The organism is Breoghania corrubedonensis, from assembly GCF_003053845.1.
GTDB lineage: Bacteria > Pseudomonadota > Alphaproteobacteria > Rhizobiales > Stappiaceae > Breoghania > Breoghania corrubedonensis.
Map to the genome: position 1 here is coordinate 155,678 of NZ_QAYG01000010.1, position 22,077 is coordinate 177,754.

The following is a 22,077-nucleotide window of genomic DNA, read 5'->3' on the forward strand; positions in this document are numbered from 1 at the left end:
GATGACGCGATGGATCACCCGGACTTCGCCGGGCGATGACGGTGGAGGGATCGGTCCCCGATTTCCGCATTCTCGGAAACCGAGTTGATGACATCCGGAGGGAACGAGACAGCCCACAAGACAAGAAAGCCCGGCCAGCCACCCCGCATGAACCGGGGGCCCGCCAGGCGATTTATCCTCGCACCTGTCCGACGATGGCATCATCCTGTCAGATCAGCGTGACGGTGTCAAGGATAATTTTCCTATCTCTTGAACTGCCCCCTCGCACAGGTGCCCTATCCGTTCGGCGATATCGGCGACCTGCCGCCAATCGGTGTACTCGACCTGCGCCGTCCGCTCAGTCGGCCCGCCCGAAATCAGCAGGATCAGGCGCATCATCCACAAATCGTACCAGCGATAGGCGGGATAGTTCAGCCGCCCGGCGATCGCGGCGGCAAGCGCGGGTTTGACCGCAAGCTTCTTCAGCCACCGCCTCAGATAGCCGTTTGTCTGCGCCGACGTCCTGTCCGGCTTGCGGGCAAGCAGACACACCAGCAGGATCGCCAGCCGGTCGGGTGGAATGTTGCGAAGATGCGCGCGCAGGAAGCGATCGGCGGCGGCGAGCGGATAGCCGTAGCGTATCGGGGCCGCGACGATGGTGAAGTCCGCTTGCCCGATTTCGTCACAGGAAAGTCCCGACGCCTCAAGGTCGATCAGCGCGATATCGCCCGAACAGCTTTCCGCCAGCAGATCGCGCAGGACAGTCGCGATCTTGCGGGTCTGCCCGTCCCTGCTCGCAAAGAAGATATCGATCCGGCCCATATCGCCTTTTCCCCATGGCGGCGGGCCCGCTGGCGGGTCACGCGGCCGGCCGCAACCGAACCGGCCAGCCGGTCACCATGGTGCAGGATAGAGCGCGATCGAGGACGGGGGGAGCGGTCCATAGGACGCAGGAGGGGCGTGAGACAGTCCGCGAAAGCGTGTCAGACGGCGTTTCTGAGCACCAGAACGCCTTCGTCGTCCAACGTGTTCTCGCGCGCTGCCTTCGCGCTGCGCACGATCGTTTCGCGGCGCGAGCGCATCACGTCGTCGAGAACGGGCGCATGACGGTTCGCGCGCACGGCGGGCTTGTGGGAAAGCCCGGTCCATTGCGCCACCATGTGACGCGCGACGCGGATGTCGATATGCGCGCGCAGGAAGGAAAGCTCGCGCACCCGGTCCAGCGAGAAGGCGGCGGGGCTGACCTGGAGCAGCAGCGAAACCGTGCGCGAGGTCGGCAGACCGATGGCCGCGGCCGCGATCAGCAGCGGCTCGCCAAAGGGGTCGGCGATCATCCGTTCGATGGCGGAAACGGGAAGCTCCAGCGTCCGCGCCATGAGCCGGCGCAAGGTTTCCATATCCCGCGCGGCTGCCGCGTTTTCCAGGCAGCAGACCAGTTCCGCATCGATCTTGGCGCGCATGCGGACCCGTGACGAGACCGCCTCGGCCATGAGGCGCGCCTGCGCCGTGGCGATGGCCTCCATCCGTTCGCCGGTATCCGCGCGCAAGAACGCCACCAATGCGGCGGGAAGCGGCGGCACCTCGGCGCGCCCGGTCCCCTCGCCGGGGGTTTCGACGCCGTTCTCGACGGACGAACCGCGTATCATGCGGCCGGTACTTGCGGAAAAGCCCGGGGTTGGCGCCGAACGCTCGGCGCGTGGTGCAAGCGTCGCACCGGCCTCGACACTGCGTTCGCCGCGTGCGGCAACCGGTTCGGGACGCGGCGGTGCGCGGAACACGACCTGACGCGGCTTTGAGGGCATATCGGGTTCGACCGGAGAAGCCGCGGCGATCTCGCGACGGGTCTCAAGCATCCGGGGAATCGCGGCGAGCGATCCGGGGCGGGCGGGCGGCGGCGTGCGACGCAGGCCGAATTCGACGCGCAGCGGCGGCTCCGCGGGATCCGGCTGTTGTTCGGCCTTCGGCTGATGCTCCGGCGACGGTTCGGACCCCGGGTCCTCGGTGGCATCGGTGGCCTTGACGACATCGGCGACAACTTCACCGGCGTCCCGGTCGGGTGTGACGGCGCAGGCCGTTTCTGCCCCCTCGCGCTCAAGCGTGGCGGCGTGGATGACGTTCGGGGTCGATGCCACGTCGTCGCGGGGGGCCTTTCGTGTCGGGCGCGCCATATCCTTGAGCGCCTGCAACACCGCGTCGACGCTTTCGATATGCGCAGGGAACGCACTCGCCGGCGCAGCGAGGCGCGGCACGGCGGTTTCCTTGAGGTCCGCTTCCGGTTCGATCGCCTCACCCGCCGCAGCGATCACGGCCGGTTCACCCGCATCGCCGGGCGTTTCGTCAACCGGGGCGTTTTCGTCTTCTGCATGGGACGGCGCGCGCACATCGGGCTGGCCGCTTGCATCGGCGACGCCGGCCGGCACGTCCTCGTCCAGCAGCGCCAGACCGTCCCCGTCCCCGGCATGACGACGCAGCGCGGCGCGGACCTCGGGGGAAATGTCGTGGCGCAGGGAAATGGCGCGGCGCACGGCGTGCGGGCCACGGCCGATGGCGGCGATCAGATCGCAATCGCCAAGAACGGTGGAATAGGCCAGTACACGGTGAGCGACGGAGGCGTCCTTGTCCTGCGCCAGCCGCAGCGCGCAGTCATGCGGCACGAACGGACAGCGGGCGAGAAGCGTGGCGACCTGGCGGCGCTCATGGACCGGCGTTCCGTCGACATACTGACGGAAAAGCTCGGCATAGACGTGCCGCTCGATCTTGGTCGGCGCCTCAGTCGCGACGAAAAGCTCCGTCGCGGCCAGCAAAAGTTGTGTTTTGCGAGTCCGAACGTCCGCCTGCACGAGTGAACCGACGCCTTTCGGTGTGGTGTAGCCTGTCATGGAGCCGAATACGCAAAACTTTGAGAACGACCACGGGATTGATGGCTAAAATTGCGCCGAAACCGTTAGCGATCGATTAACCACAAGGAAACCGGCGCGATTATTTATCGCCCCGAGGGCCCGGATGAGGTGCGGCATCGCCGACGAACGGCGCGCGCGGAGGTCTCCCGGTACCGCAAAACCGCAGAAATCCGCTGCGTAGAAACCCGGCCCGGGCGCGCGGTTAAGGTTCCGTTAACCATCCAAGCCGCCTAATGTTAATGCAAAGTAACGGATACGGCCGGGCCAGGCCCGCCCGCAGACCTTCCGTTGCGACATGCGATCGGTAACGGAGGATAGGATGGGCACTTTGCTGGACTTTTCCGCGACCGCCCGGCCTCGCAGGCCGAGCCGGACAGACCTGCGCAAGGAAGGCGCGCAGATCCTGGTCTTTCCCGGCGTCCGGTTTGAGCGGCAGGCGGTTGATCTTGCCGCGCGAATCCGGAAAGTGACAAAGGAGACCGGCGGCACCGCGCAACCGGACGCCTGAGATCTTTTCGTGCCGGGGCGACGCCGCGACGGCCGGAAAGAGGATGAAGAGCGGCGCGCAACACGACGCCGTCGAGGATTCGATGCAAGACACGATGCGGCGGCCGGCACGGGCCGCGCCGATCCGGTCTCTGACGGCCGCTCTACAGGCAATGCTGGTCGCCGTTCTCGCGGCCGGCCTGCCGGGCGGGTGCGCGCGTCCCACCGGCGATTTCGATCGCGCCACCCCAAACGTCATGCATGACGAGATCCTGCCCGAAGCCGGCCGGGTGATGGCCGCCAAGCGGGGCGAGCCGACCTCCACCTTCAATCTCACCGATCAGGAGGAGGAGCTGCGCAACCGTGCCTGGGCGCTGATCCGCCCCGCCTCCTCGCGCGATTGGGTGGACGCGACCGCGACCGAGGCCCAGCGCACCCGCATCATCAAGCCGATCGACGACAAGCTCGATCCGCGCATCTATTACATGTACCTGCGCTCCGACAAGTTCTCCTCCTCGCAGACCCGCTACGATCGCGTCATCTCCGACATTTCCGGCGATACGGATCTGGTGCGCCCGTTCTGCCAGCTGGCGGTGCGGGTGGAGGACATGGACGCGGAACGGCTCAACGCCACCAACCGGCGGCCGGACCTCAAGCCGGAGGAATATGCGGCGGCCGTGGGGCGGGTAAACGAGAACCGAAGGATCATTTCCTGGGTGACGCGCGCGCTGAAGTTCCGCCTTGTCGCCTACCGCCATGCGATCGACCGGCTGGAGATCGAGACACCATCGCGCGATCGGGTATGGGACGCCAACACCGCCTGGCGGCATCTGGCCGGCGAGGTCGCCTTCGCCAGCGGCGGCTGCCGCGAAAAGCCTCAATCGGGCGCCGAGGCCGACGCCCGGGCACGCAAGTCACGCATCTACACCCACTGGGGCAACGAACGGCCGGCTCCGGTGAAGTGAGGCGGGCGAACGGGCGGAGGCCGCGCCCATATTCTCTCCGCCGTCATCACCCGGCACCCGCCTTCGCGGGCACAGGCTCCATCCGGGTGATCGAGCGCGCTCCGCTCACCCCTCCTCCAGCGGCCAGTCCACCACGTGATACTCGTATTCCTCCAGCGCCATGCCGTCCTCCGGCACGGTGCGGCCGCGCACCGAGATGCCGGCCTCGTGCACCGTATCCGGCGAGCCGGAGACCAGCGGATGCCACCAGTAGAGATCGCGCCCCTCCGCCACCAGCCGGTAGGCGCAGGTCGGCGGCAGCCAGGTCAGCGTGCGCACTTCCTCGGGCGTAAGCTGGATGCAGTCGGGCACGGTGGCGGCGCGGTTTTCGTAGTCGCGGCAGCGACACGTCTCGCCGTCGAGCAGCGTGCAGGCGACATTCGTCCAGGCGATCTCGCCCGTATCCCAGTCCTCCAGCTTGTTGAGACAGCAGCGCGCGCAGCCGTCGCATAACGCCTCCCATTCGGCGCCCGACATCTCGTCGAGGGTCTTTTCGCGCCAGAACGGTTCGTGGGCCGGGCGCATCGCCTGATCGGTTGCGGTCATCGTCATCATCTCGTTGGCTGTCGTCTCCCGCCCGCCGGGGCGGACGTCGCGGAATTCACGTGCGGGCGGGCGCATTGCGGACTTGTGCGAACGTCATTTCAACCCGGCATCTTCTTCCCATTGACGAGAGGGCGCGGTTGCGGTTCCCTCTCGCGCGACAGGATAGCGGACGGGGGTCATGTCTCGGCATTTGAAATGTGTCGTTTCGGCATCGTTTGCATGCGGATCGACACGGAGACATGCCTTCCAGACGCTTTCGCGTGTTTCACTGCCCCCCCGGCCCGTCCTATACTGTGTGACGCCCGGTTTGGAAACGCACCTTCGCCGATGGGCCGACAAGAGTTCGCGACCTCAAGGCCCCGCGCCACCAGAACCGCCTGGGCTGCTGCGGAGCGCCCGCTTCGCATATTGGCGGCTTGCGTCGTTCGCATCGCCGTTCGCATTGATGGAAACCTGAAACGTTGAGCCACAACGAAACCGATCAACCCGGCCGGCCGGACGCGCCCGAAGGCGAAAAACCGGGAAGCGCCGAGGCACCCAAGCGCAAGATGCGCCGCCTGTCGGAACGGCTGCTGGCGGTCGACGCCTGGATCGACAGTTCCGTCTGGCGGATCGGCCATGTCCTGCGCCGCGCCATCGAAGGCTATTCGATCTGGCTCCGCCGTTTCCGCGTCAAGGGCTTCGCCCGTGTCGCCAATGAACTGGCCTGCGACGGGCTGACCTTCGGCCTTGCCGGCTTCATCCTGCTGCTGGCGCTGGCCCTCCCCGCCTTCCAGGCGACCCGCAAGGCCGACTGGAAGACCACCAACGATTTCGCCGTCACCTTCCTCGACCGCTACGGCAACGAGATCGGCCGGCGCGGCATCCTGTTGAACAATTCCGTGCCGCTGGAAGAGTTGCCGGACTATCTGGTCAAGGCGACGCTGGCCACCGAGGATCGCCGCTTCTTCTCCCATTTCGGCATCGATGTGCTGGGCACCTTGCGCGCGCTCGTCGCGAACCTGCGCGCCAATACGGTGGTCGAGGGCGGCTCGTCCATCACCCAGCAGCTCGCCAAGAACCTTTTTCTGTCGAACGAACGAACGCTCGACCGCAAGATCAAGGAAGCCTTCCTGTCGCTGTGGCTGGAGGCGAACCTTTCGAAACGCGAGATCCTGAAACTCTATCTCGACCGTGCCTACATGGGCGGCGGCACGTTCGGCGTGGGCGCTGCGGCGGAGTTCTATTTCGGCAAGTCGGTGCGCGACGTAACGCTCGCGGAAGCCGCGATGCTGTCGGGCCTCTACAAGGCGCCGACCAAATACGCCCCGCACATCAACCTGCCCGCGGCCCGGCTTCGCGCCAACGAGGTGCTGACCAACATGGTCCAGGCCGGTTTCATGACCGAGGGCCAGGTCATCGGCGCGCGCCGCAACCCGGCCACCGCCGTCGATCGCTCCAAGAACGAGACACCCGACAATTTCCTCGACTGGGCGTTCGACGAGGTGAAGCAGCTCGCCCCGGGCAATGACCGCATCCTGACCGTGCGCACGACGCTCGACCCCGCATTGCAGGCCCAGGCCGACCGCGCCGTCACCTCCACCCTGCGCCAGTACGGCCAGGAGCGCCGCGTCGGCCAGGGGGCGCTCGTTTCGGTGACCACCGACGGCGCCGTGCGCGCCATGGTCGGCGGTCACGACTATGGCGCCAGCCAGTTCAACCGCGCGGTCGATGCGCTGCGCCAGCCCGGATCCTCGTTCAAGCCTTTCGTCTACATGACCGCCTTCATGAACGGCTATTCGGAGAACTCCATCGTGCCCGACGCGCCGATCAATATCGGCGGCTGGAGCCCGCGCAATTACGGCCGCTCCTATCACGGCTCGGTGACGCTGAAGACCGCGCTCACCCATTCCTACAACACGGTGCCGGTGCGCCTCGCCCAGGCGATAGGGCGCGACAAGATCGTCGCCACGGCGCACAACATGGGCATCCGCTCCGAACTCAAGATCACCCGTGCCCTGCCGCTGGGCGTGGCGGAGGTGACGGTGCTCGACATGGCCGGCGCCTATGCCGCCTTTGCCAATGGCGGCTACAAGGCGACGCCCTACGGCATTCTGGAAATCAAGAATTCCGAGGGCAAGACCATCTGGAGCCACGACCGCGACGCGCCGAAACCCCACCGTGTGCTGCCGCTGGACAAGGTGGAGGAAATGAACGACGTGCTGAACAACGTGGTGGAGCACGGCACCGGCCGTCGCGCGATCATCGACGGCGTCGTTTCCGCCGGCAAGACCGGCACCACCCAGGCCTATCGCGATGCCTGGTTCGCCGGCTACACCGGCAACTACTGCACCGTCGTGTGGTTCGGCAACGACAACTACACGCCAACGGGCCGGGTGACGGGCGGCAGCCTGCCGGCCATGACCTGGCAGAACTACATGCGCTATGCGCAGGCCGGCGTGGAGCAGAAGCCGCTTCCCGGCGTCAGCGAGAGCCCCGCCGATGCCAAGGTGGCCAACGCCGGCTCGGGCGACGACAGCCAGCCCTTCGGCGCAAATCCGCGACTGCTGACCAAGGAGGGCACCGAGGTGCTCCAGCGCATCCAGGCGCTCTTCAAGGACGCGGCCCCCCTGCCCCCGCCGGGCAGCCAGCGTCAGGCCTTCGCCCCGCCGGTGCGCAATGTCGGGCCCGGTCTGGCATCGAACATCACGACCGGCACCGTGTCTGCCTCCGCCAATGCCTCTGGCAATGCCTCTGGCGAGGTACACTAGGCCATGGCCCTCGTCGAGATCCCGCACACCCCCATCCGGCGGCTTGCCGGAGCGCTTTCGCGCGCGCGCCGGACAGGCAAGGGCGAGCGCCGGGGCGAGGCCGCACGGCCCGCTTCGCCACGCGACAACTGGCGCATCGACGATGTGCCCAGGCGCCCGACGGGCCGTCTGTTCCTGATCAACCTGCTGCTGGCGGTCATCGTGGCGCTGGTCTTCGGCATCGGCACGGCCTATCTCGCGGTCGATCGCGGCCGCCTGTTCGGCGAAGTCCGGCTCGGCCAGTGGACGGCCTATCCCACCGCCGGCACGCCCGACGCCGATCCCTATTCGGCGGCCACGACCGCGCGCACGGGCCAGATTCCGCTCGGCAAGGGCGAGGGTCTCGCCTTCTTCGCCGACCGTGACAGGTCCGGCAACCGGCTGGTGCCTTCGTGCGACTACCGCCTCGTCGGCCAGACACCGCCGGGCCGGCTGTGGACGCTGACCTCCACCGACGCGCACGGCCACCTGATGAAGACCCAAGCGGGCCGCGTCGCGCTCGACAGCCGCGACATCGTGCGCAAGCCCGATGGCGACTTCGAGATCACGGTGGCGGCGCAGGCGCGGCCGGGCAACTGGCTGCCGGTGGGCACGAGCGGGCCGCTTACGCTGGTGCTCCGGCTCTACGACACGCCGCTCACCACCGGATCGGGACTGGCCGAGATCGCCATGCCCGAGATCTTCAGGGGACAGTGCTCATGACCCGCGGCGGGCTCATAAAGACCGGGCTCTGGCTGCTGGGCGGACTGATGCTCGGCGGCATCATCCACATCGTCGCCGTCATTCTGGTGCCTGACTTCACCACCGACGACGCCTGGACGCGGCTTGCGAGCTTCGGTCCCGACGCGCAGTTCAACGTGCTGCCGGCGGTGGAACCGGGCGCGGAACCGCTGCCGATGCTGGACCCCACCATGGCGCACGCGGTGTGCCGGTTCACGCTGGACGATGGCCCGGTGCGCCTCGATGCGACGATCCCGGACACGTTCTGGTCGTTCTCGCTGTTCAACCGGCGGGGCGAGACCACCTATTCCTTCAACGACCGCACGTCGGGCGAGGGCAAGCTCGCCATGCTGGTTCTGACGAGTTCCCAGCTTTCGATGCTGCGCGAGAACCCGCCGGAAGACCTCGACAGCCTGATCGTGATCGAGACGGAAGACGACCATGTTTTTGCGCTGCTCAGGGCCTTCGTCCCCGACAAGCGCCGGGAAAAGGCGATCGATGCCGCGCTCGGCCGGGCCAAATGCGCGCAGGAGAAGGTCTGAGGGGAACGGGCGTTCGCAGGCTGCGTTTTTTGGCAGGGTACAAGCCGCCCATTCTTCGAGACGCCCGCCGGGCGCGGGCTTCTCGAAGTCTGACCCGAAAATGGTAGCCGGCTATGTGCGCCTGAACTATCCCCGTCATTGCCGGCTCCGACCGGCAATCCATGCCGTGATGTTTCGGCACGGTGTACTGGCGAATTCTCCCCTCATTTCAAATTCTTCCCGCATGGATGTTTCACGGCATGGATCCCGGCTCGGAGGCCGGGATGACGGGGGAGAAATAGAGACACATAACCGGCTACCATTTTCGGTTCAAACTTTGAGGAGCTCGCGTCAGCGACCGTCTCGAAGGACGGCCCACACGTCGCGCCCCATCCAACGCCCCCACACCACACTCCGCGCTCTCCATCGCCATCCCCCGGGCTTCGCCGGGCAACGACGAATGCGAGGGCGGAGCCAAGAGCTGGCTGCCGTCAGAAAAAGATACGTAATTTCAACAGGGAATAGATCGCGTACGGCACGTTTGCGGTTCCAAGCAGCACCAGCGAAACAAGCGACGCGACACCATAGGCCGCCCAGAGAGACTTTCTGCGCCCCCAGACAAGTCCGCAGAAAACGATGGCGATGTTCACTGCGGTAAACAGATAGCCGGGAAGCGCGCCGATCAGGCCTAATCCGGGTAAAAGCGAATGTCGGATTTCAAGCCAACCGACACTCAAGAAGAACACAAGCACGACCATGCCCGCGAGGAGACCGTCCCGGTTCTCCATCCATTGTCTGCGGATTACATCGCCGGTGCTCATCCTGTCGCCCCCCCCCGCCTGAGCAAACTGCCCATCCTTCGAGACGGCGCTGACGCGCCTCCTCAGGATGACGTTATCGTATTGTTATTGCGGTGAAACAAGCAACACAGACAACGTCATCCTGAGGAGGTCGCAAAGCGACCGTCTCGAAGGATGGGCCACAAACCGCGTCCCGTCCCCCTACTCCGCCAGATCGAGAAAGTGCCGGCCCTCGCGGTCCTCTATATCGAGCACCCAGAAATCCGGGTCCATGCGGGCTTCGCGCTCGAATTTTTCCTGAACGTCCAGCGGGCTCAGTCCCCTGCCGAGGCATTCGAACCGGCGCTCGCCGCTCGTCTCCTCGTCAAAATAGCTTTGCGGTGCGGGGCCGTAGAGATCGATCGTGCCGTCGAGACGGTCGACGCGCACGAAAATCGCGCCGGCTTCCGGCGATCCCTTGCGCACCACGGCCGCGAACCCGCCTTCGATGAAGACGCGGCGGACATGGGCGGCAATCCAGAATTCGGAGGTGAGTCGGGCCACGGATCAGGCGGCCGCAAGGGCGGCGTCCGCGTCGCGGCGGATGCGGTTGACCATCGAGTTCAGCCCGTTGGAACGCTGCGGCGTCAGATGCTCGCGCAAGCCCATCCGATCGAAGGTGGCGTCTATGTCGAGGTCCTTGATTTCCTTCACCGTCTTGCCGGAAACAAGGGCGAGAAGAATGGCCACGAGGCCGCGCACGATATGGGCGTCGCTGTCGCCCAGATAGGACAGCCGGGTCACGCCATCGGCATCCTTGTCGATCTTGCTGACCAGCCAGACCTGGGAGACGCAGCCCTGCACCTTGTTGGCGTCGGTGCGCTCGGCCTCGGGGAATTCGGGCAGTTCGCGGCCGAGCTCGATCACGTAGCGATATCGGTCTTCCCAGTCGTCCAGGAACTCGAAATTCTCGATGATGTCGTCGATGTCCGTCATGCCGCAACCGCGCTGTTCGCCTTGTCTGCCGCGCCCGGCACGGAGCCGGAGGCGACTTTCCCTATCCGACATATAGGCAAGCCGGCGGTGTGGCAAATGGCGGTGCGGAGAGGAGGGCAAAAAAGAAAAAACGCCGCAAGGGGAAAGGGCAGACACCCCTTGCGGCGTTGGCAGGACGAGCCCGCCTCAGTTGATGTCCGTGCCGGGGGTACAAGCGATACTTCACCGCTTTCCGGCAACGGCCACGTGATGGCAATTCTCCGGCTCGCCCGATCCCCGGCGGGCATGGAAAGGCGCGCCCGCGCAGGTCGGTCAGGCAAGGCCGTTTGGAACGGTCAGGCCGGCTTGTCCTGGGGCAGCGGCGGCACCCAGGCGGGGGCACGATCGCGCGCTGTCAGGGTTCCGCTGTCGAGCGGCGCGGCGGTCCCCGCCGCCGTTTCCGGCTTGTCGGGATAGCGGCTGGCGCTCGGCGCGCCCGCGGTGCCAGCAGTATCGGCGTTGATGGAGCCGGTGGCCGTGGCGTCGGGCGCTCGGCCTTCGGGGTCGAGATACTGGTAGATCATCCGCGCGCCGGTGCGCGCCTTGGCGCCGAAGACCTCCAGCGCAGCGCCGCCGGCCTCGCAGGCCGTGGTGTTGCGCTCGCAGAACCGCGTCATGTCGACATAGGTCTGCTGCGCGGCGCCCAGCGCCTGGAGTGCGGAGATTTGAGTCTTGTCGTTATCCCCGGTCGAGGCATCGGCGGGGATCAACAGGATGACGAGCGACAGCCAGAAGGCAGTGCGGAGAAGAAAAAACATGACGCAGCCCTTTTTCAGTCTTGCGGGAGCCTGCTCGTTTTTGTGGCGGGCTTTCCCGGTACGACTGGAGGCTAGCAAGGAGACGCCAAGACGCCGTTTCGTCGGGGCTTGCGATTTTCGACAAATGCGAAGCGAATTCGATACAAATTCGATTCAAATTTTAATCGAATGCGAAAGGCGCGCGGAAATGCTGGGGCGGCGGGGGACCCGGACGGGTGATGGCGGATTCGCGCCCTTTGCAGGCGGCCATAGATCAAGCCCTTGAAACCGGTTTTTTCCCCGCACCGGCAGGCTTGCCCACGCAAAAGCCGACACGTGCCTACCTTTTGCATAAGTACAATAGCGCAATTGTCGGAGAGCGCTTTAGCGTTCCTTAAGTCGTTGCTGCCATCATTCTCGCAGACTCACGATGAGGGACGATGTCCGCGTATACGGCATCGGATTCAAGGCTTTGCATAGTATCGAGTTCATAGCCTCCGCTGGGGCCTCCGCTGCGCGCTTTCTGGATGGGCTGGTGCACCCTTGCGCCGCCGCCGATTCGATGACGCGCGGCCGGCACCGGGCCTTCATCGCCGCCAACCTGACGGCGGGCGCCTTCGCGCTGTTCGCCCTGCCGCTGCACCTGGCCTTCACCGGCGGCATCTCGCTGCCGCAGGCGCTGGCCTTCGCCTGGCTCGCCGGCCAGATGCCCATCGCCATGTACCTTTCCTATTCGGGCAAGCTGGAGACGGCGCACGCGCTGTCGGCCGCACTGTTCTCGTGCTTCATCGGCTGGATGGCCTTCGTCACCGGCGGTCTCGACTCCGTCGCCCTGGTGTGGCTCGCCATCGTGCCGCTGGAGGCCGCGCTGTCGCGTTCGCGAAAGGTGATCGCGCTTGCCACCATCTCCGCCGCCACCGTGGTCGTACTGCTGCTGCTGGCCCGAGATAGCGGTGTCGACGCAGGCGCCTTCGCCGCCGACTGGGCGAGCGATCAGGTCCGCACGCTGGCCATTCTCGGCGGCCTTCTCTATGCGCTGCTCGTCGCCTTCCGGGTGGAATGGTCGGGCGCCGATGCAGAGGTAATCGCGAGCGAGCGCGAGGCCCGCTACCGCCTTGTCGCGGACAATGTTTCCGACGTCATCACGCTGCATTCCCAGGATGGCGACACGCTGTTCGCCACGCCCTCGATACGTTCGCTGCTCGACCTGTCGGTCAACGAAGCGACCGGCGACGGTCTGTTCCAGCGCGTTCACGTCGCCGACCGGCCCGGTTTTCTGACCACGCTCAACGACGTCGCCCGGCTCAAAGCCACGAAATCGCTGCAGTTCCGCGCCCGGCGCGGGCCCTCCAAGCCCGGTGAAAGCGGCCAGCCGAGCTACGTCTGGCTGGAGATGCGCTGCCGTCCGCTGGGCTATCAGGAGATCGTCGACGGCGAGGCGGCGGTGGTAGCGGTCACCCGCGACATCACCCGCTACAAGGCGCATGAAGAGGAACTGGAAGAGGCCCAGATCGAGGCAGAAGCCGCCAGTGCCGCCAAGACGCGCTTCCTCGCCAATGTCAGCCATGAACTGAGGACGCCGCTCAACGCGATCATCGGCTTTTCCGATATCCTGCGCCAGTTCACGCCCGCCCAGCTGCCGCCGGAGCGCCAGCGCGAATATGTCGACCTCATCCACGATTCCGGCCAGCACCTATTGCAGGTCGTCAACGACATCCTCGACATGTCGAAGATCGAAACCGGCAATTTCGAGCTCTGCGTGGAACCGTTCCTGCCCGCGCGCTGCATCGGCGAATGCGTCGACATGATGCGCCAGCAGGCGGCGAACCGCGAGGTGACGGTCCATTTCGACGTTCCCGAAAGCCTGCCCGAACTCAACGGTGACCGGCGCGCCTGCAAGCAGATCTTCATCAACCTGATCTCCAACGCCATCAAGTTCACGAGGTCGGGCGGCTCGGTGACGGTCGGCGCCAAGCGGCACGGGGCCTGGGTCGACGTCCAGGTTCGCGACACCGGCGTCGGAATCGCCTCCGAAGATCTCGCGCGCCTTGGCACCCCCTTCCTGCAGATCGACAGCGGCTACGACCGCCGTCACGAAGGAACCGGCCTCGGCCTGTCCGTGGTGAAGGGGCTCGTTGCGCTGCACGGGGGCGAAGTTCATTTCGAAAGCACCGTGGGTGTCGGCACCTGCGTGTCGGTGCGCCTGCCCGCTCACGCGCCAATCGCCGACGTATGCGAGACCCCCGTCACGGTGGCGCCAGTCGAGAAGGCGGCGCGCAACGCAAACACGATGGTGGCGTGATGCGGCGTGAACCGAGCTTCAACGGCAACAAGGCTGCTTCCGCGAACACGCGGCAGACCCGCAATCCGGGCGCCGGCGCCGCGGTCCTTCGGGCGACGGGTGTCGCGCTCGACAATCCGGTGGCCGCCGGCGGGTCTCTGGTCATGCTGCTCACCGCGAGCCTGATCGTCGCCAACGCGCTTTCCTTCCAGCCGGGCAAGCACCCGGCCCCGCTGTTTTCAACCCGGGCGTCGGCGGTCGAAGACGTGCAGCCAGAGCGGCCAAAGCCCACCGAACTCGTGACCGACCTGCAGAATTCGCTGAAGCGCATCGGCTTTTACGAAGGCCCGGTCGACGGGCTGAACGGGCCGCGTACCGAACAGGCGATCCGGGCCTACGAGCGCGCATCCGGACTTGCCGAAACAGGACGGCCGAGCCATGCGCTCAGAGCCCGGCTAATTCTGGAAGATGTGGCGCTGCCGCGCGCGGCGCCCGCCGCACCGACGGCGACCCCTTCCGTGCCTGTCCCCATCCCCCCGGCGGAAGTCGGCTCGGCGGACAGCCCGACCGGCTCCATCGGTCCTCAGGCCGCACGCGAGACGGTACGCTTCGTCCAGAAGCTTCTCGCCAATCTCGGATACGGGCCGTTGAGCGTTGACGGGCTCTGGGGCGCGGAGACAGCCAGCGCTATACGCCGTTTCCAGCTCGATCGCGGCATGCCGATCAACGGCCGGCTCGATGACACGCTCTGTGCGGCACTTGAAAAGGTGTCGGGAACAAAAATTCCACGATAGCGGATTCGCCCGGAAACCGCCTGAAGGCACAAAGCCGGGCGCGCCCATGGCCGGGCATTTCCGGAGCCTGGGACAGACAGATCCCGCAGGCTTCACGGTCCGGCGCGATAGGCCCTGAGAAACACATCCACCGCCGCATCTGCCGCCTCGGCCGGGTCGATCACGGGATCGCGACCGAAGAGAATCGGCTCCAGAATACCCGCCTCCAGCAGCCCCTTGAGATGGTAAGAGGCCCTTAGCGGCGGCGCGAGGATCAGGATGCCGCGGTCCATCAGCCGCGAAAGATAATCCGCGACCTCGACCCACGCACGCCTGGGGCCCAGTTCATAGAGTTCAGCGCCCAGAGCGCTGTTCACACCTTCGCCCACCGCGATGCGGATGGAGGACAGAAGCTCTGGCGTGGTCATGAAGGCGACGTAGCGCTCGCCGAATCCCCGCAGCGTGGTGTCGACGTCGCCTTCCTCGTCGAGCAGCGCCATCATCTGCCCGCCCTTTTCCTCCAGCGCCTCCGTCATGACGGTCGCGAACAGGGCTTCCTTCGACTTGAAATACCCGTAGAGCGTCGCCTTCGAGCCGCCGAGGCGAGCCGATATGGCGGACATGCTCGCCCGCTGGTAGCCCACCTCCTCGAAGATTTCGGCAGCGGCAGCCAGAATCTCCTGGCGCTTGGCATCTGTCTTGGTGCGCATCGGCCTCTCCATTCCTGTACATACCCGTACATTTTTCACTTGACTCGCGCAAGCTTTCCGCACAAAAAAACCGTACAGTACGGTTATATCGGTCAAAAACGATGCCCTCAAAATGCCTGGCGCCGGGTCTTGCGACCGGCGCCCTTTTCGGCTTGAGCCTGACGCTGGCGGGATGCATAAGCGCCGGCGACAGGCGCGATCTGCCGCAACCCGCGCCGCTCAGTGCCTATGCCGCCGACAAGTCGCTGGCAGGCCGCGACGTGCCTTGGCCCTCGGACGAGTGGTGGACGAGCTATCGCGACCCGCAGCTTGGCGCCCTGATCCGGGACGGCCTGCGCGACGCTTCGCAAATGCGTATCGCGGCGGCGCGGCTGGCGCTCGCGCGGGCCGCCATCGGCCCCGCCGAGGGCGCCCTGCTGCCCACCCTTGGCGCTTCCGCCAAGGTCGATCAGGAGCGGCAGTCCTACCACTACCTGATCAACCAGGCCGCCGTTCCCAAAGGCTGGAACGACGGCGGATTGGCAAGTCTCGATTTCAACTGGGAAATCGATTTCTGGGGCAAGAATCGCGCCGCCCTAGCCGCCGCAAGGGGCGAAGCGCAGGCGGCGGCCGCCGAGGCCGCCGCCACCCGTCTGGCCGTCTCGACCGGCATCGCGGAGGCCTATGCACGACTCGCCGCGCTCTATGCCGAGCGCGATGCCACGACCGACGCCATCCGTGTGCGCAAGAAGACAGTGGAGCTGATCTCCGACCGTTTTCACAAGGCGCTTGAGAACGAGAGCGCACTGGAACGCGTGCAGTCCGCGGAAGCGGCGGCGGAGGCAGACCTCGCGGCCATCGACGAGCGGATCGGGCTGACCCGCAACGCGCTTGCCGCGCTTGTCGGCGCAGGGCCCGATCGCGGGCTTTCGATCAAGCGGCCGAGGGCGATCGGCGGGCGCTTCACGGGCGTACCGAAGGACTTGCCGGTCAACCTCATCGGCCGGCGGCCCGATATCGTCGCCGCGCGGGCCAGGGCCGAGGCCTCTTCCAAACGGATCGACGAGGCTGTGGCCGCCTATTACCCCAACATCAATCTCGCCGCGGCGATCGGCCGGCAGGTGCTCGGCCTCGATCTGCTGTCGAACGGCAATTCCACGTTCGGGTCTGTCGGCCCGGCGATCTCCTTGCCGATCTTCGACGGCGGACGCCGCAAGGCCGCCAAACGCAGCGCGGACGCCAGTTACGTAATGGCGGTGGCGACCTACGATGAGACCCTCGTCACCGCACTGCATCAGGTCGCCGATGCGGTGACCAGCCAGCGGCACCTCGTGCGGCGCTTGAGCGAAACCCGGCGCTCCGCGCGGGCGGCCGAGAAGGCCTACACCATCGTCAAGAACCGCTATGAGGGCGGCCTTGCCACCTATCTCGAAGTTCTCTCCGCCGAAGACGCCCTGATCAGCGCCCGGCGCGCAACGGCCGCTCTGAGGGCGCGGGCCTTTGCGCTCGACGTCGCCATGGTGCGCGCGCTCGGCGGCGGTTTCCGCAATCCGGAGAAGTCATCGTGAACGACATGTCCAAGATCAAACCCGGCGAAGAGGTCGATATCGACGCGGCGCTGGCGAACAGGGCCCGGCGCGCCAAGCGCGGAAAAATGTTTCTCGGGCTTGTCGCCGTCATCATTGCGGGCGGCGGCGGTTACTACGCCTATGACGTGCTCTATGCCTCCAAACACGCGATCACCGACAATGCCTATGTGGGCGCCGATATCGCGCCGGTGACCCCGCTCGTCGCAGCACCAGTGGCCGAGGTGCTGGTCGGCGACACGCAGCACGTGAAGAAGGGCGATATTCTCGTCCGGCTCGACGACACGGATGCAAAGCTGCATCTGGCCGCGACGGAAGCCGCCTATCAGAGCGCTGTCCGCCGGGTGAAGAGCTACGAGGCCAACGACCGTGCCCTGACGGCACAGATCAGGGGCCGGGCGGCGGATCAGGCGCACGCGCACGCGGGCCTCGCCTCGGCCCAGGCCGCCTTCGACAAGGCGAAGGTCGACTACGACCGTCGTCAGGCGCTCGCCGGCAACGGCTCGGTTTCGGGCGATGAGCTGACCGCGGCCGAGGCCGCCTTCCAGACCGCCAGGGCCGATCTTGATGCCGCGAAGGCCACGCTCGACGCCGCAAGGGCCGCCCGCGATGCGTCCGAGGGCGCACAGGCGGCCAATGCCGCGCTGATCGACAACGTGTCGGCCGACCAGAACCCGGAAGTGCTGGCGGCGAAGGCCGCGCGCGATCAGGCGCAGGTGGATCTCGACCGCACCGTCCTTCGCGCCCCCGTTGACGGCGTGGTCTCGCAGCGTCAGGTACAGGTCGGCCAGCGTGTCCAGCCCGGCATGACGCTGATGGTCGTGGTGCCGATCGGCAAGGCTTATGTCGATGCCAACTACAAGGAAGTTCAGCTCGCCCATGTGCGCAAGGGCCAGAAGGTTTCGCTGGTGTCCGATCTCTATGGCTCGGATGTGGAATTCCACGGCACCGTTGTCGGCTTCTCCGGTGGCACCGGGTCGGCCTTCTCCATGGTTCCAGCCCAGAACGCGACCGGCAACTGGATCAAGGTCGTGCAGCGCCTGCCCGTTCGCATCGCGCTCGACCCGCGCGAGCTTGAGGCTCATCCGCTGGAGGTCGGCCTGTCGATGACGGCCGATATCCATCTGAAAGACTGAGTCCCCTTCCAGAGGCATCCTCCCATGACCGCGAAACCCGAGGCCGGCGCGGAGCCGCTCGTCGGCGCCAAGCTGATCATCGCCGCGCTCGCCATCGGCACCGGCAACTTCCTCGTGGTGCTCGACAGCACCATTGCCAATGTCTCGGTGCCGACGATCGCGGGTTCGCTCGGCGTGTCCACCTCGCAAGGCACCTGGGTGATCACCTCCTACGCCGTGGCGGAGGCGATCACCGTGCCGCTGACCGGGTGGCTGGCGATGAAATTCGGCGGGCTTCGCACCTTCATCGCCTGCTATTTCGGCTTCGCGCTGGTCTCGCTCTATTGCGGCATGACCAATTCGCTGGAGTCGCTGATCTTCGGCCGCATTCTGCTCGGGCTTACCGGCGGGCCGATCATGCCGCTGTCGCAGATGCTGCTGGTGAAGATCTTCCCCAGGGAAAAAGCGACGGCTGCCTCCGTGCTTTGGGCTATGACAACCCTGATCGGACCGATCGCCGGGCCGATCCTGGGCGGCATCATCTGCGACAATTACGGCTGGGAGTGGATCTTCTTCATCAAGGTCCCCATCGCCGTGATCGGCGGATTGATCGTGATCGCGGTCATGCGCGGGCAGGCGGATCCGACCCAGAAGGCGCGCATCGATGCCGTCGGGCTCGGCCTGCTGATCGTGTGGGTCGGCTCGCTGGAAATCCTGCTGGAGGAGGGACGCGACAAGGACTGGTTCTCCTCACCGCTTATCTGCGTGCTCGCCGTCATCGCCGCCATCGGCTTCGTCGCCTTCCTGATCTGGGAGCTGACGGAGGAGCATCCGATCGTCGATCTGAGGATCTTCCGGCATCGGGGGTTCACGGCCGCGGCGGTCACGTTTGCCGGCGGATTCGGAGCCTTCTTCGCCTCCATCGTGATCCTGCCGCTGTGGCTGCAGCAGAACATGGGCTACACCGCCACCTGGGCCGGTTACGCGACCGGGCTGATGGGCGTCCTGGCGCTCATGTCGGCGCCCCTCGTCGGCAAGGCCAACGAGGTCTTCGATCCGCGCATCATCCTGTCGATAGGCATCACCGGCCTTGGCGCGATGACGGCCTGGCGGATGAGTTTCAACGGCGACGTCACCTTCTGGCAGATGGCGTGGCCGACGCTGCTGACCGGCCCGTTCATGGTGATGTTCTTCGTGCCCGTCACCGATCTGGCGCTCGCCACGGTGGAACCGCACGAGCAGGCCAATGCGGCGGGCCTGTCGAATTTCATGCGCACGCTCGCCGGCGCGTTCGCCACCTCGCTGGTGCAGACCGGCTGGCAGAATGCGGCGCGCGTCAACCAGACCGAACTCGTCAACGCCATGCCCAACGCCAACCGGGTGGTGGGGGAGATGATGGCACAAGGCGGACTTTCACAGGATCAGGCCGTGGCGAGCCTCACGCAGATGGTCTCGCACCAGAGCGTGCTGCTCGCCACCCTCAACATGTTCGGCGTCATCACCATCGTCTTCCTGTTCGCCGCCCTGCTGCCGTGGCTGGCACCACGGCCGAAGGGCCACACGCATCATGTCGGTCACTGAGACGCGCTCACCCATCCGCCCCTGCGGCGCTATCAATGCGCGGGCGGTAATCGGGCGCGCCCCAGTGCCGGGTGCACCGGCGCCCGCCTCCCGTTGCCGCCTCGCCCAGCCCGTAATGGCGGGCGAGCCCCGATAATGCCAGCGCCAGAACCAGCTTTCCCGAACGCGCCGGCCAGGCGTGGCGGCGCTCCAGCGCCTCAAGACCCTGCAACTCGCAGCACACATCGACCAGCACGCCGGAAAGCTCCGGCCCCACGGCTGCAAGGGCGCGGTGAACCCGATCTCGCGCATCAAGCGCGGCGGCCGTCAGATCGGCGATCCCGCCGCTGGCTCCCGATCGCTTGCGGTCGTGATGAACGCTGTCGCCCCAATTGGCTGTGACGCGGGCCTCGAACCCGGCGCGGCTGTAATCGGCGCGCAGCCGCTCGCCCGCTTCAAGCTGGGAAGGTGTGACCCATGGCTGTCCGTCGGGCCGCCGCCGGCTCGCGAGCCAGGCAAGCGGGCTCTCCGACAGGTCGATCGTCACGGCCATGCGTCCGCCGGTCTGGTCGCGCATCGTGGTGGTCACCGTCTCGCGGTGCTGCGCGGCAAAGCTGTCGCCCTCCGCCAGCGCACGGCGCAGCCAGGCGCGCCCCTCCGCCGCAAGAGAAACCCGGCCATCTCCCCCCTCTTCCACAAGGCCATCGGCGCGCACCTTTCTGTAGAGGTGAAACGCCAGTTCCACGACGCGCGCGGTCCCCGCACCGCGCTCCTCCCGGCGAAGGCGCACCGTGTCGCCCTCGCGGCTCAACCATGCCGCCCCCCCGGCCAGCGACTTGAGAGCACGAACGATGCGGCGGCGCGCCTCCGCTTCCTGCCGGCGGGCACTCAATTCATTGTCTCCCAGCGGCTGTCGGCCGCTTGCCGGCAGGCGCGCGCGGCCTTTTCGATCGCCGCCAGCATCCCGTCGAATGCGGGATCGTCACGCCGGTCCTCCACCAGCCGGCAGGCATAGCCGGCCGTGGTCCGGTCGCGGCCGAAAAGCCGCCCGACCTCGCTCAGCGACAGACCGAAGCCGACATGCGCGACGTACATGGCGACTTGTCGCGCGAAGGCGACCGGCGCCCGCGAACGGGTCGGTGCCTTCAACGCATCCGGCGCAACGCCGAAGACCGCCGCCACCGTCACCTGGACCAGATGGCAGTTCATCGCGTTCTCCACCACCGCGTGCGGCGCGCTTTCCCCATACGTTCCGTGGGTCTGTGAAATGTGGATATGCCCGTCACCCATCGAGCCCCCCTCCTTGCGTTCAAAAATCTCAATCGGCAATTGCAGTCCGAGTGTAGGAATTGATACCTACATACTTTGTAGGCCTCTCGGAGGGCTGGGGATAAGTTTCCCGGCTTGGTTAATCGCCCGCTACGCGACCGGAGCCGGGTTTCGCGTCTCTGGGGGCTTTTATTCCCGCACCTTGGGCCGATGGCATGCTGAAGGGGAAAACCCAGCACAGGAGCATGTCGCGCGATGAGGCAGGACCGAGGACAAACGACACGAGGAGCGCAAAGCGAGGCGGCGCGGCACGAGGCGCTCAGGTTGCGCACACTCGCCCGGCTGATCGGGGCGGAACCGGGCGAAGGAGAGAGCGCGCAACGGGCCGTGGTCGCCCGCCTCGCGAAAGCGCTACGCGGCGAAAGGCGACGCGGCAAGGCCGGTCACTGGACCTATGATCTGAACCGCCATATCGCCCTGCTGCAGGCCTACCGCGCCGAGCGTGCGCTTCTGCCAGGCGCCGTTCAGGGACGCGCGGATGGTACCTATCCCCCACCCCCCGGCCGCCATGCATCGGCAGGCCCGCGACAAACCCATGAGGAAAAGTCACCGCGCCCCTGCGGATAACGCGCCTTGCGTCCCAACGCGCCCAGGCGCTGCGGGCGGGCACCACGGCAGAGCGCGATGATACGGGCGATGCGTTTGCCGATCGGGCGAACGCCGGAAAGCCCTGAGCCGCCGCCAAACACGAAAAGACCGCGACGCCGGGCGCCGCGGTCTTTTGTCGGACATGCGTCGTGCCTGCACGGGAAGATGCCGGCCACGTCGCGAGAGCAGGCTGACCTGCGCGCCCGGGCTTACTTGCCGCGACGGCGCTGCTGGCCGAGGCCCATCTTCTTGGCCAGATCCGAGCGCGCGGCCGCGTAGTTCGGCGCAACCATCGGATAGTCGGCCGGCAGGCCCCACTTCTCACGGTATTCTTCCGGAGTCATGTCATAGTGGGTGCGCAGATGACGCTTCAGCGACTTGAACTGCTTGCCGTCTTCCAGGCAGATAATGTAATCGGGCGTAACCGACTTCTTGACCGGCACTGCAGGCTTCAGCGGTTCCGGCTCCGGCTCGACCACGGCGCCACTGGTGCGCTGCAGCGCGCCGAAGACTTCGTTGATCAGCTGAGGAAGATCGGTCGCCGGAACGGTATTGTTGCTCACGTAAGCGGAGACAATGTCGGCCGCAAGGTCGATCAGGTTGTCGTCAGTCACATTTTCCGTCATCTTTCACCCGTTTGTTGTCTGACTTTTGGCTCTT

Annotated in this window: 22 protein-coding genes; 11 read left to right on the forward strand and 11 right to left on the reverse strand. The window is 66.2% G+C overall.

Features of this window, described 5'->3' with window-relative positions; all coding sequences use genetic code 11:
- Positions 1-213 precede the first annotated feature (213 nt).
- Both C8N35_RS20205 and C8N35_RS20210 read right to left on the reverse strand, forming a co-directional pair.
- Positions 214-801, reverse strand: coding sequence for a flavodoxin domain-containing protein (locus tag C8N35_RS20205; RefSeq protein WP_107991537.1), 588 nt, complete (start codon positions 799-801; stop codon positions 214-216).
- A gap of 161 nt (positions 802-962) precedes the next feature.
- On the reverse strand, positions 963-2,858 hold the full coding sequence (locus C8N35_RS20210) for a DUF2336 domain-containing protein (protein WP_107991538.1): 1,896 nt from the start codon (positions 2,856-2,858) through the stop codon (positions 963-965).
- A 340-nt stretch (positions 2,859-3,198) separates the two neighbouring features.
- Between C8N35_RS20210 and C8N35_RS20215 the strand changes: the two genes are divergently transcribed.
- Both C8N35_RS20215 and C8N35_RS20220 read left to right on the forward strand, forming a co-directional pair.
- Positions 3,199-3,387 (forward strand): hypothetical protein, encoded by a 189-nt coding sequence (locus tag C8N35_RS20215; protein ID WP_107991539.1) that lies wholly within the window; start codon positions 3,199-3,201, stop codon positions 3,385-3,387.
- A gap of 82 nt (positions 3,388-3,469) precedes the next feature.
- The gene (locus C8N35_RS20220; protein WP_210203624.1) at positions 3,470-4,330 is read left to right on the forward strand and encodes a hypothetical protein; all 861 of its coding nucleotides are present in this window, start codon (positions 3,470-3,472) and stop codon (positions 4,328-4,330) included.
- Positions 4,331-4,435: 105 nt separating this feature from the next.
- On the opposite strand, the gene C8N35_RS20225 is transcribed toward C8N35_RS20220, so the two are convergent.
- The gene (locus tag C8N35_RS20225; RefSeq protein WP_245926881.1) at positions 4,436-4,915 is read right to left on the reverse strand and encodes a YcgN family cysteine cluster protein; all 480 of its coding nucleotides are present in this window, start codon (positions 4,913-4,915) and stop codon (positions 4,436-4,438) included.
- Positions 4,916-5,463: 548 nt separating this feature from the next.
- On the opposite strand from C8N35_RS20225, the gene C8N35_RS20230 reads away from it, so the two are divergent.
- From C8N35_RS20230 to C8N35_RS20240, 3 genes are read left to right on the forward strand one after another with little or no spacing between them, the layout of a single operon-like run.
- Positions 5,464-7,665 carry a transglycosylase domain-containing protein gene (locus tag C8N35_RS20230; protein WP_107991579.1) on the forward strand — a complete coding sequence of 734 codons (2,202 nt, stop codon included), beginning with the start codon at positions 5,464-5,466 and terminating at the stop codon, positions 7,663-7,665.
- A gap of 3 nt (positions 7,666-7,668) precedes the next feature.
- The gene (locus tag C8N35_RS20235) at positions 7,669-8,406 is read left to right on the forward strand and encodes a DUF1214 domain-containing protein (protein ID WP_107991540.1); all 738 of its coding nucleotides are present in this window, start codon (positions 7,669-7,671) and stop codon (positions 8,404-8,406) included.
- Complete coding sequence (locus C8N35_RS20240; protein ID WP_107991541.1) at positions 8,403-8,966, forward strand: DUF1254 domain-containing protein; 564 nt, start codon at positions 8,403-8,405, stop codon at positions 8,964-8,966. Before C8N35_RS20235 ends, C8N35_RS20240 begins: the two co-directional genes overlap by 4 nt.
- Positions 8,967-9,436: 470 nt before the next feature.
- Here the strand turns inward: C8N35_RS20240 and C8N35_RS20245 are convergent, their stop codons facing one another.
- The 4 genes from C8N35_RS20245 to C8N35_RS20260 form a co-directional block, all read right to left on the reverse strand.
- Positions 9,437-9,766 (reverse strand): DUF4175 domain-containing protein, encoded by a 330-nt coding sequence (locus C8N35_RS20245; protein WP_146177441.1) that lies wholly within the window; start codon positions 9,764-9,766, stop codon positions 9,437-9,439.
- A 180-nt stretch (positions 9,767-9,946) separates the two neighbouring features.
- Positions 9,947-10,288 carry a DUF1491 family protein gene (locus C8N35_RS20250; protein WP_107991543.1) on the reverse strand — a complete coding sequence of 114 codons (342 nt, stop codon included), beginning with the start codon at positions 10,286-10,288 and terminating at the stop codon, positions 9,947-9,949.
- Positions 10,289-10,291: 3 nt separating this feature from the next.
- The gene (locus C8N35_RS20255; protein ID WP_107991544.1) at positions 10,292-10,720 is read right to left on the reverse strand and encodes a SufE family protein; all 429 of its coding nucleotides are present in this window, start codon (positions 10,718-10,720) and stop codon (positions 10,292-10,294) included.
- Between the two features lie 335 nt (positions 10,721-11,055).
- Positions 11,056-11,517 carry a DUF5330 domain-containing protein gene (locus tag C8N35_RS20260; RefSeq protein WP_170122191.1) on the reverse strand — a complete coding sequence of 154 codons (462 nt, stop codon included), beginning with the start codon at positions 11,515-11,517 and terminating at the stop codon, positions 11,056-11,058.
- A 451-nt stretch (positions 11,518-11,968) separates the two neighbouring features.
- On the opposite strand from C8N35_RS20260, the gene C8N35_RS20265 reads away from it, so the two are divergent.
- Positions 11,969-13,798: a sensor histidine kinase gene (locus C8N35_RS20265; RefSeq protein WP_170122192.1), complete on the forward strand. Its 1,830-nt coding sequence runs from the start codon at positions 11,969-11,971 to the stop codon at positions 13,796-13,798.
- Positions 13,798-14,571: a peptidoglycan-binding domain-containing protein gene (locus tag C8N35_RS20270; RefSeq protein ID WP_107991546.1), complete on the forward strand. Its 774-nt coding sequence runs from the start codon at positions 13,798-13,800 to the stop codon at positions 14,569-14,571. Before C8N35_RS20265 ends, C8N35_RS20270 begins: the two co-directional genes overlap by 1 nt.
- Positions 14,572-14,663: 92 nt before the next feature.
- Here the strand turns inward: C8N35_RS20270 and C8N35_RS20275 are convergent, their stop codons facing one another.
- On the reverse strand, positions 14,664-15,260 hold the full coding sequence (locus C8N35_RS20275) for a TetR/AcrR family transcriptional regulator (RefSeq protein WP_170122193.1): 597 nt from the start codon (positions 15,258-15,260) through the stop codon (positions 14,664-14,666).
- 101 nt (positions 15,261-15,361) lie between these two features.
- Between C8N35_RS20275 and C8N35_RS20280 the strand changes: the two genes are divergently transcribed.
- From C8N35_RS20280 to C8N35_RS20290, 3 genes are read left to right on the forward strand one after another with little or no spacing between them, the layout of a single operon-like run.
- A complete protein-coding gene (locus C8N35_RS20280; protein WP_107991548.1) occupies positions 15,362-16,807 on the forward strand; it encodes an efflux transporter outer membrane subunit in 1,446 nt (481 codons plus the stop codon).
- A 5-nt stretch (positions 16,808-16,812) separates the two neighbouring features.
- Positions 16,813-17,961 (forward strand): HlyD family secretion protein, encoded by a 1,149-nt coding sequence (locus tag C8N35_RS20285; RefSeq protein WP_245926885.1) that lies wholly within the window; start codon positions 16,813-16,815, stop codon positions 17,959-17,961.
- 24 nt (positions 17,962-17,985) lie between these two features.
- Entirely contained in the window at positions 17,986-19,521 is a 1,536-nt protein-coding gene (locus tag C8N35_RS20290) for a DHA2 family efflux MFS transporter permease subunit (RefSeq protein WP_107991549.1), read from the forward strand.
- Between the two features lie 7 nt (positions 19,522-19,528).
- On the opposite strand, the gene C8N35_RS20295 is transcribed toward C8N35_RS20290, so the two are convergent.
- On the reverse strand, positions 19,529-20,392 hold the full coding sequence (locus C8N35_RS20295) for a DUF6456 domain-containing protein (protein WP_107991550.1): 864 nt from the start codon (positions 20,390-20,392) through the stop codon (positions 19,529-19,531).
- On the reverse strand, positions 20,389-20,790 hold the full coding sequence (locus C8N35_RS20300) for a helix-turn-helix domain-containing protein (RefSeq protein ID WP_245926882.1): 402 nt from the start codon (positions 20,788-20,790) through the stop codon (positions 20,389-20,391). Before C8N35_RS20300 ends, C8N35_RS20295 begins: the two co-directional genes overlap by 4 nt.
- Positions 20,791-21,024: 234 nt before the next feature.
- Here C8N35_RS20300 and C8N35_RS24060 point away from each other — a divergent pair, with 234 nt between their 5' ends.
- Positions 21,025-21,396 (forward strand): hypothetical protein, encoded by a 372-nt coding sequence (locus C8N35_RS24060; RefSeq protein ID WP_210203626.1) that lies wholly within the window; start codon positions 21,025-21,027, stop codon positions 21,394-21,396.
- 230 nt (positions 21,397-21,626) lie between these two features.
- Here the strand turns inward: C8N35_RS24060 and C8N35_RS20310 are convergent, their stop codons facing one another.
- Complete coding sequence (locus C8N35_RS20310; RefSeq protein WP_107991551.1) at positions 21,627-22,043, reverse strand: Ros/MucR family transcriptional regulator; 417 nt, start codon at positions 22,041-22,043, stop codon at positions 21,627-21,629.
- Positions 22,044-22,077: the final 34 nt, after the last annotated feature.

Excerpts from the sequence above, each read along its gene's own strand:
- C8N35_RS20300 (WP_245926882.1), bottom strand. The coding sequence starts at position 20,790 with ATGGGTGACGGGCATATCCACATTTCACAGACCCACGGAACGTATGGG.
- C8N35_RS20225 (WP_245926881.1), bottom strand. The coding sequence starts at position 4,915 with ATGACCGCAACCGATCAGGCGATGCGCCCGGCCCACGAACCGTTCTGG.
- C8N35_RS20230 (WP_107991579.1), top strand. The coding sequence starts at position 5,464 with ATGCGCCGCCTGTCGGAACGGCTGCTGGCGGTCGACGCCTGGATCGAC.
- C8N35_RS20220 (WP_210203624.1), top strand. The coding sequence starts at position 3,470 with ATGCAAGACACGATGCGGCGGCCGGCACGGGCCGCGCCGATCCGGTCT.
- C8N35_RS20270 (WP_107991546.1), top strand. The coding sequence starts at position 13,798 with ATGCGGCGTGAACCGAGCTTCAACGGCAACAAGGCTGCTTCCGCGAAC.
- C8N35_RS20260 (WP_170122191.1), bottom strand. The coding sequence starts at position 11,517 with ATGTTTTTTCTTCTCCGCACTGCCTTCTGGCTGTCGCTCGTCATCCTG.
- C8N35_RS20205 (WP_107991537.1), bottom strand. The coding sequence starts at position 801 with ATGGGCCGGATCGATATCTTCTTTGCGAGCAGGGACGGGCAGACCCGC.
- C8N35_RS20240 (WP_107991541.1), top strand. The coding sequence starts at position 8,403 with ATGACCCGCGGCGGGCTCATAAAGACCGGGCTCTGGCTGCTGGGCGGA.
- C8N35_RS20245 (WP_146177441.1), bottom strand. The coding sequence starts at position 9,766 with ATGAGCACCGGCGATGTAATCCGCAGACAATGGATGGAGAACCGGGAC.
- C8N35_RS24060 (WP_210203626.1), top strand. The coding sequence starts at position 21,025 with ATGAGGCAGGACCGAGGACAAACGACACGAGGAGCGCAAAGCGAGGCG.
- C8N35_RS20235 (WP_107991540.1), top strand. The coding sequence starts at position 7,669 with ATGGCCCTCGTCGAGATCCCGCACACCCCCATCCGGCGGCTTGCCGGA.
- C8N35_RS20310 (WP_107991551.1), bottom strand. The coding sequence starts at position 22,043 with ATGACGGAAAATGTGACTGACGACAACCTGATCGACCTTGCGGCCGAC.
- C8N35_RS20285 (WP_245926885.1), top strand. The coding sequence starts at position 16,813 with ATGTCCAAGATCAAACCCGGCGAAGAGGTCGATATCGACGCGGCGCTG.
- C8N35_RS20215 (WP_107991539.1), top strand. The coding sequence starts at position 3,199 with ATGGGCACTTTGCTGGACTTTTCCGCGACCGCCCGGCCTCGCAGGCCG.
- C8N35_RS20290 (WP_107991549.1), top strand. The coding sequence starts at position 17,986 with ATGACCGCGAAACCCGAGGCCGGCGCGGAGCCGCTCGTCGGCGCCAAG.
- C8N35_RS20280 (WP_107991548.1), top strand. The coding sequence starts at position 15,362 with ATGCCCTCAAAATGCCTGGCGCCGGGTCTTGCGACCGGCGCCCTTTTC.
- C8N35_RS20255 (WP_107991544.1), bottom strand. The coding sequence starts at position 10,720 with ATGACGGACATCGACGACATCATCGAGAATTTCGAGTTCCTGGACGAC.
- C8N35_RS20210 (WP_107991538.1), bottom strand. The coding sequence starts at position 2,858 with ATGACAGGCTACACCACACCGAAAGGCGTCGGTTCACTCGTGCAGGCG.
- C8N35_RS20275 (WP_170122193.1), bottom strand. The coding sequence starts at position 15,260 with ATGCGCACCAAGACAGATGCCAAGCGCCAGGAGATTCTGGCTGCCGCT.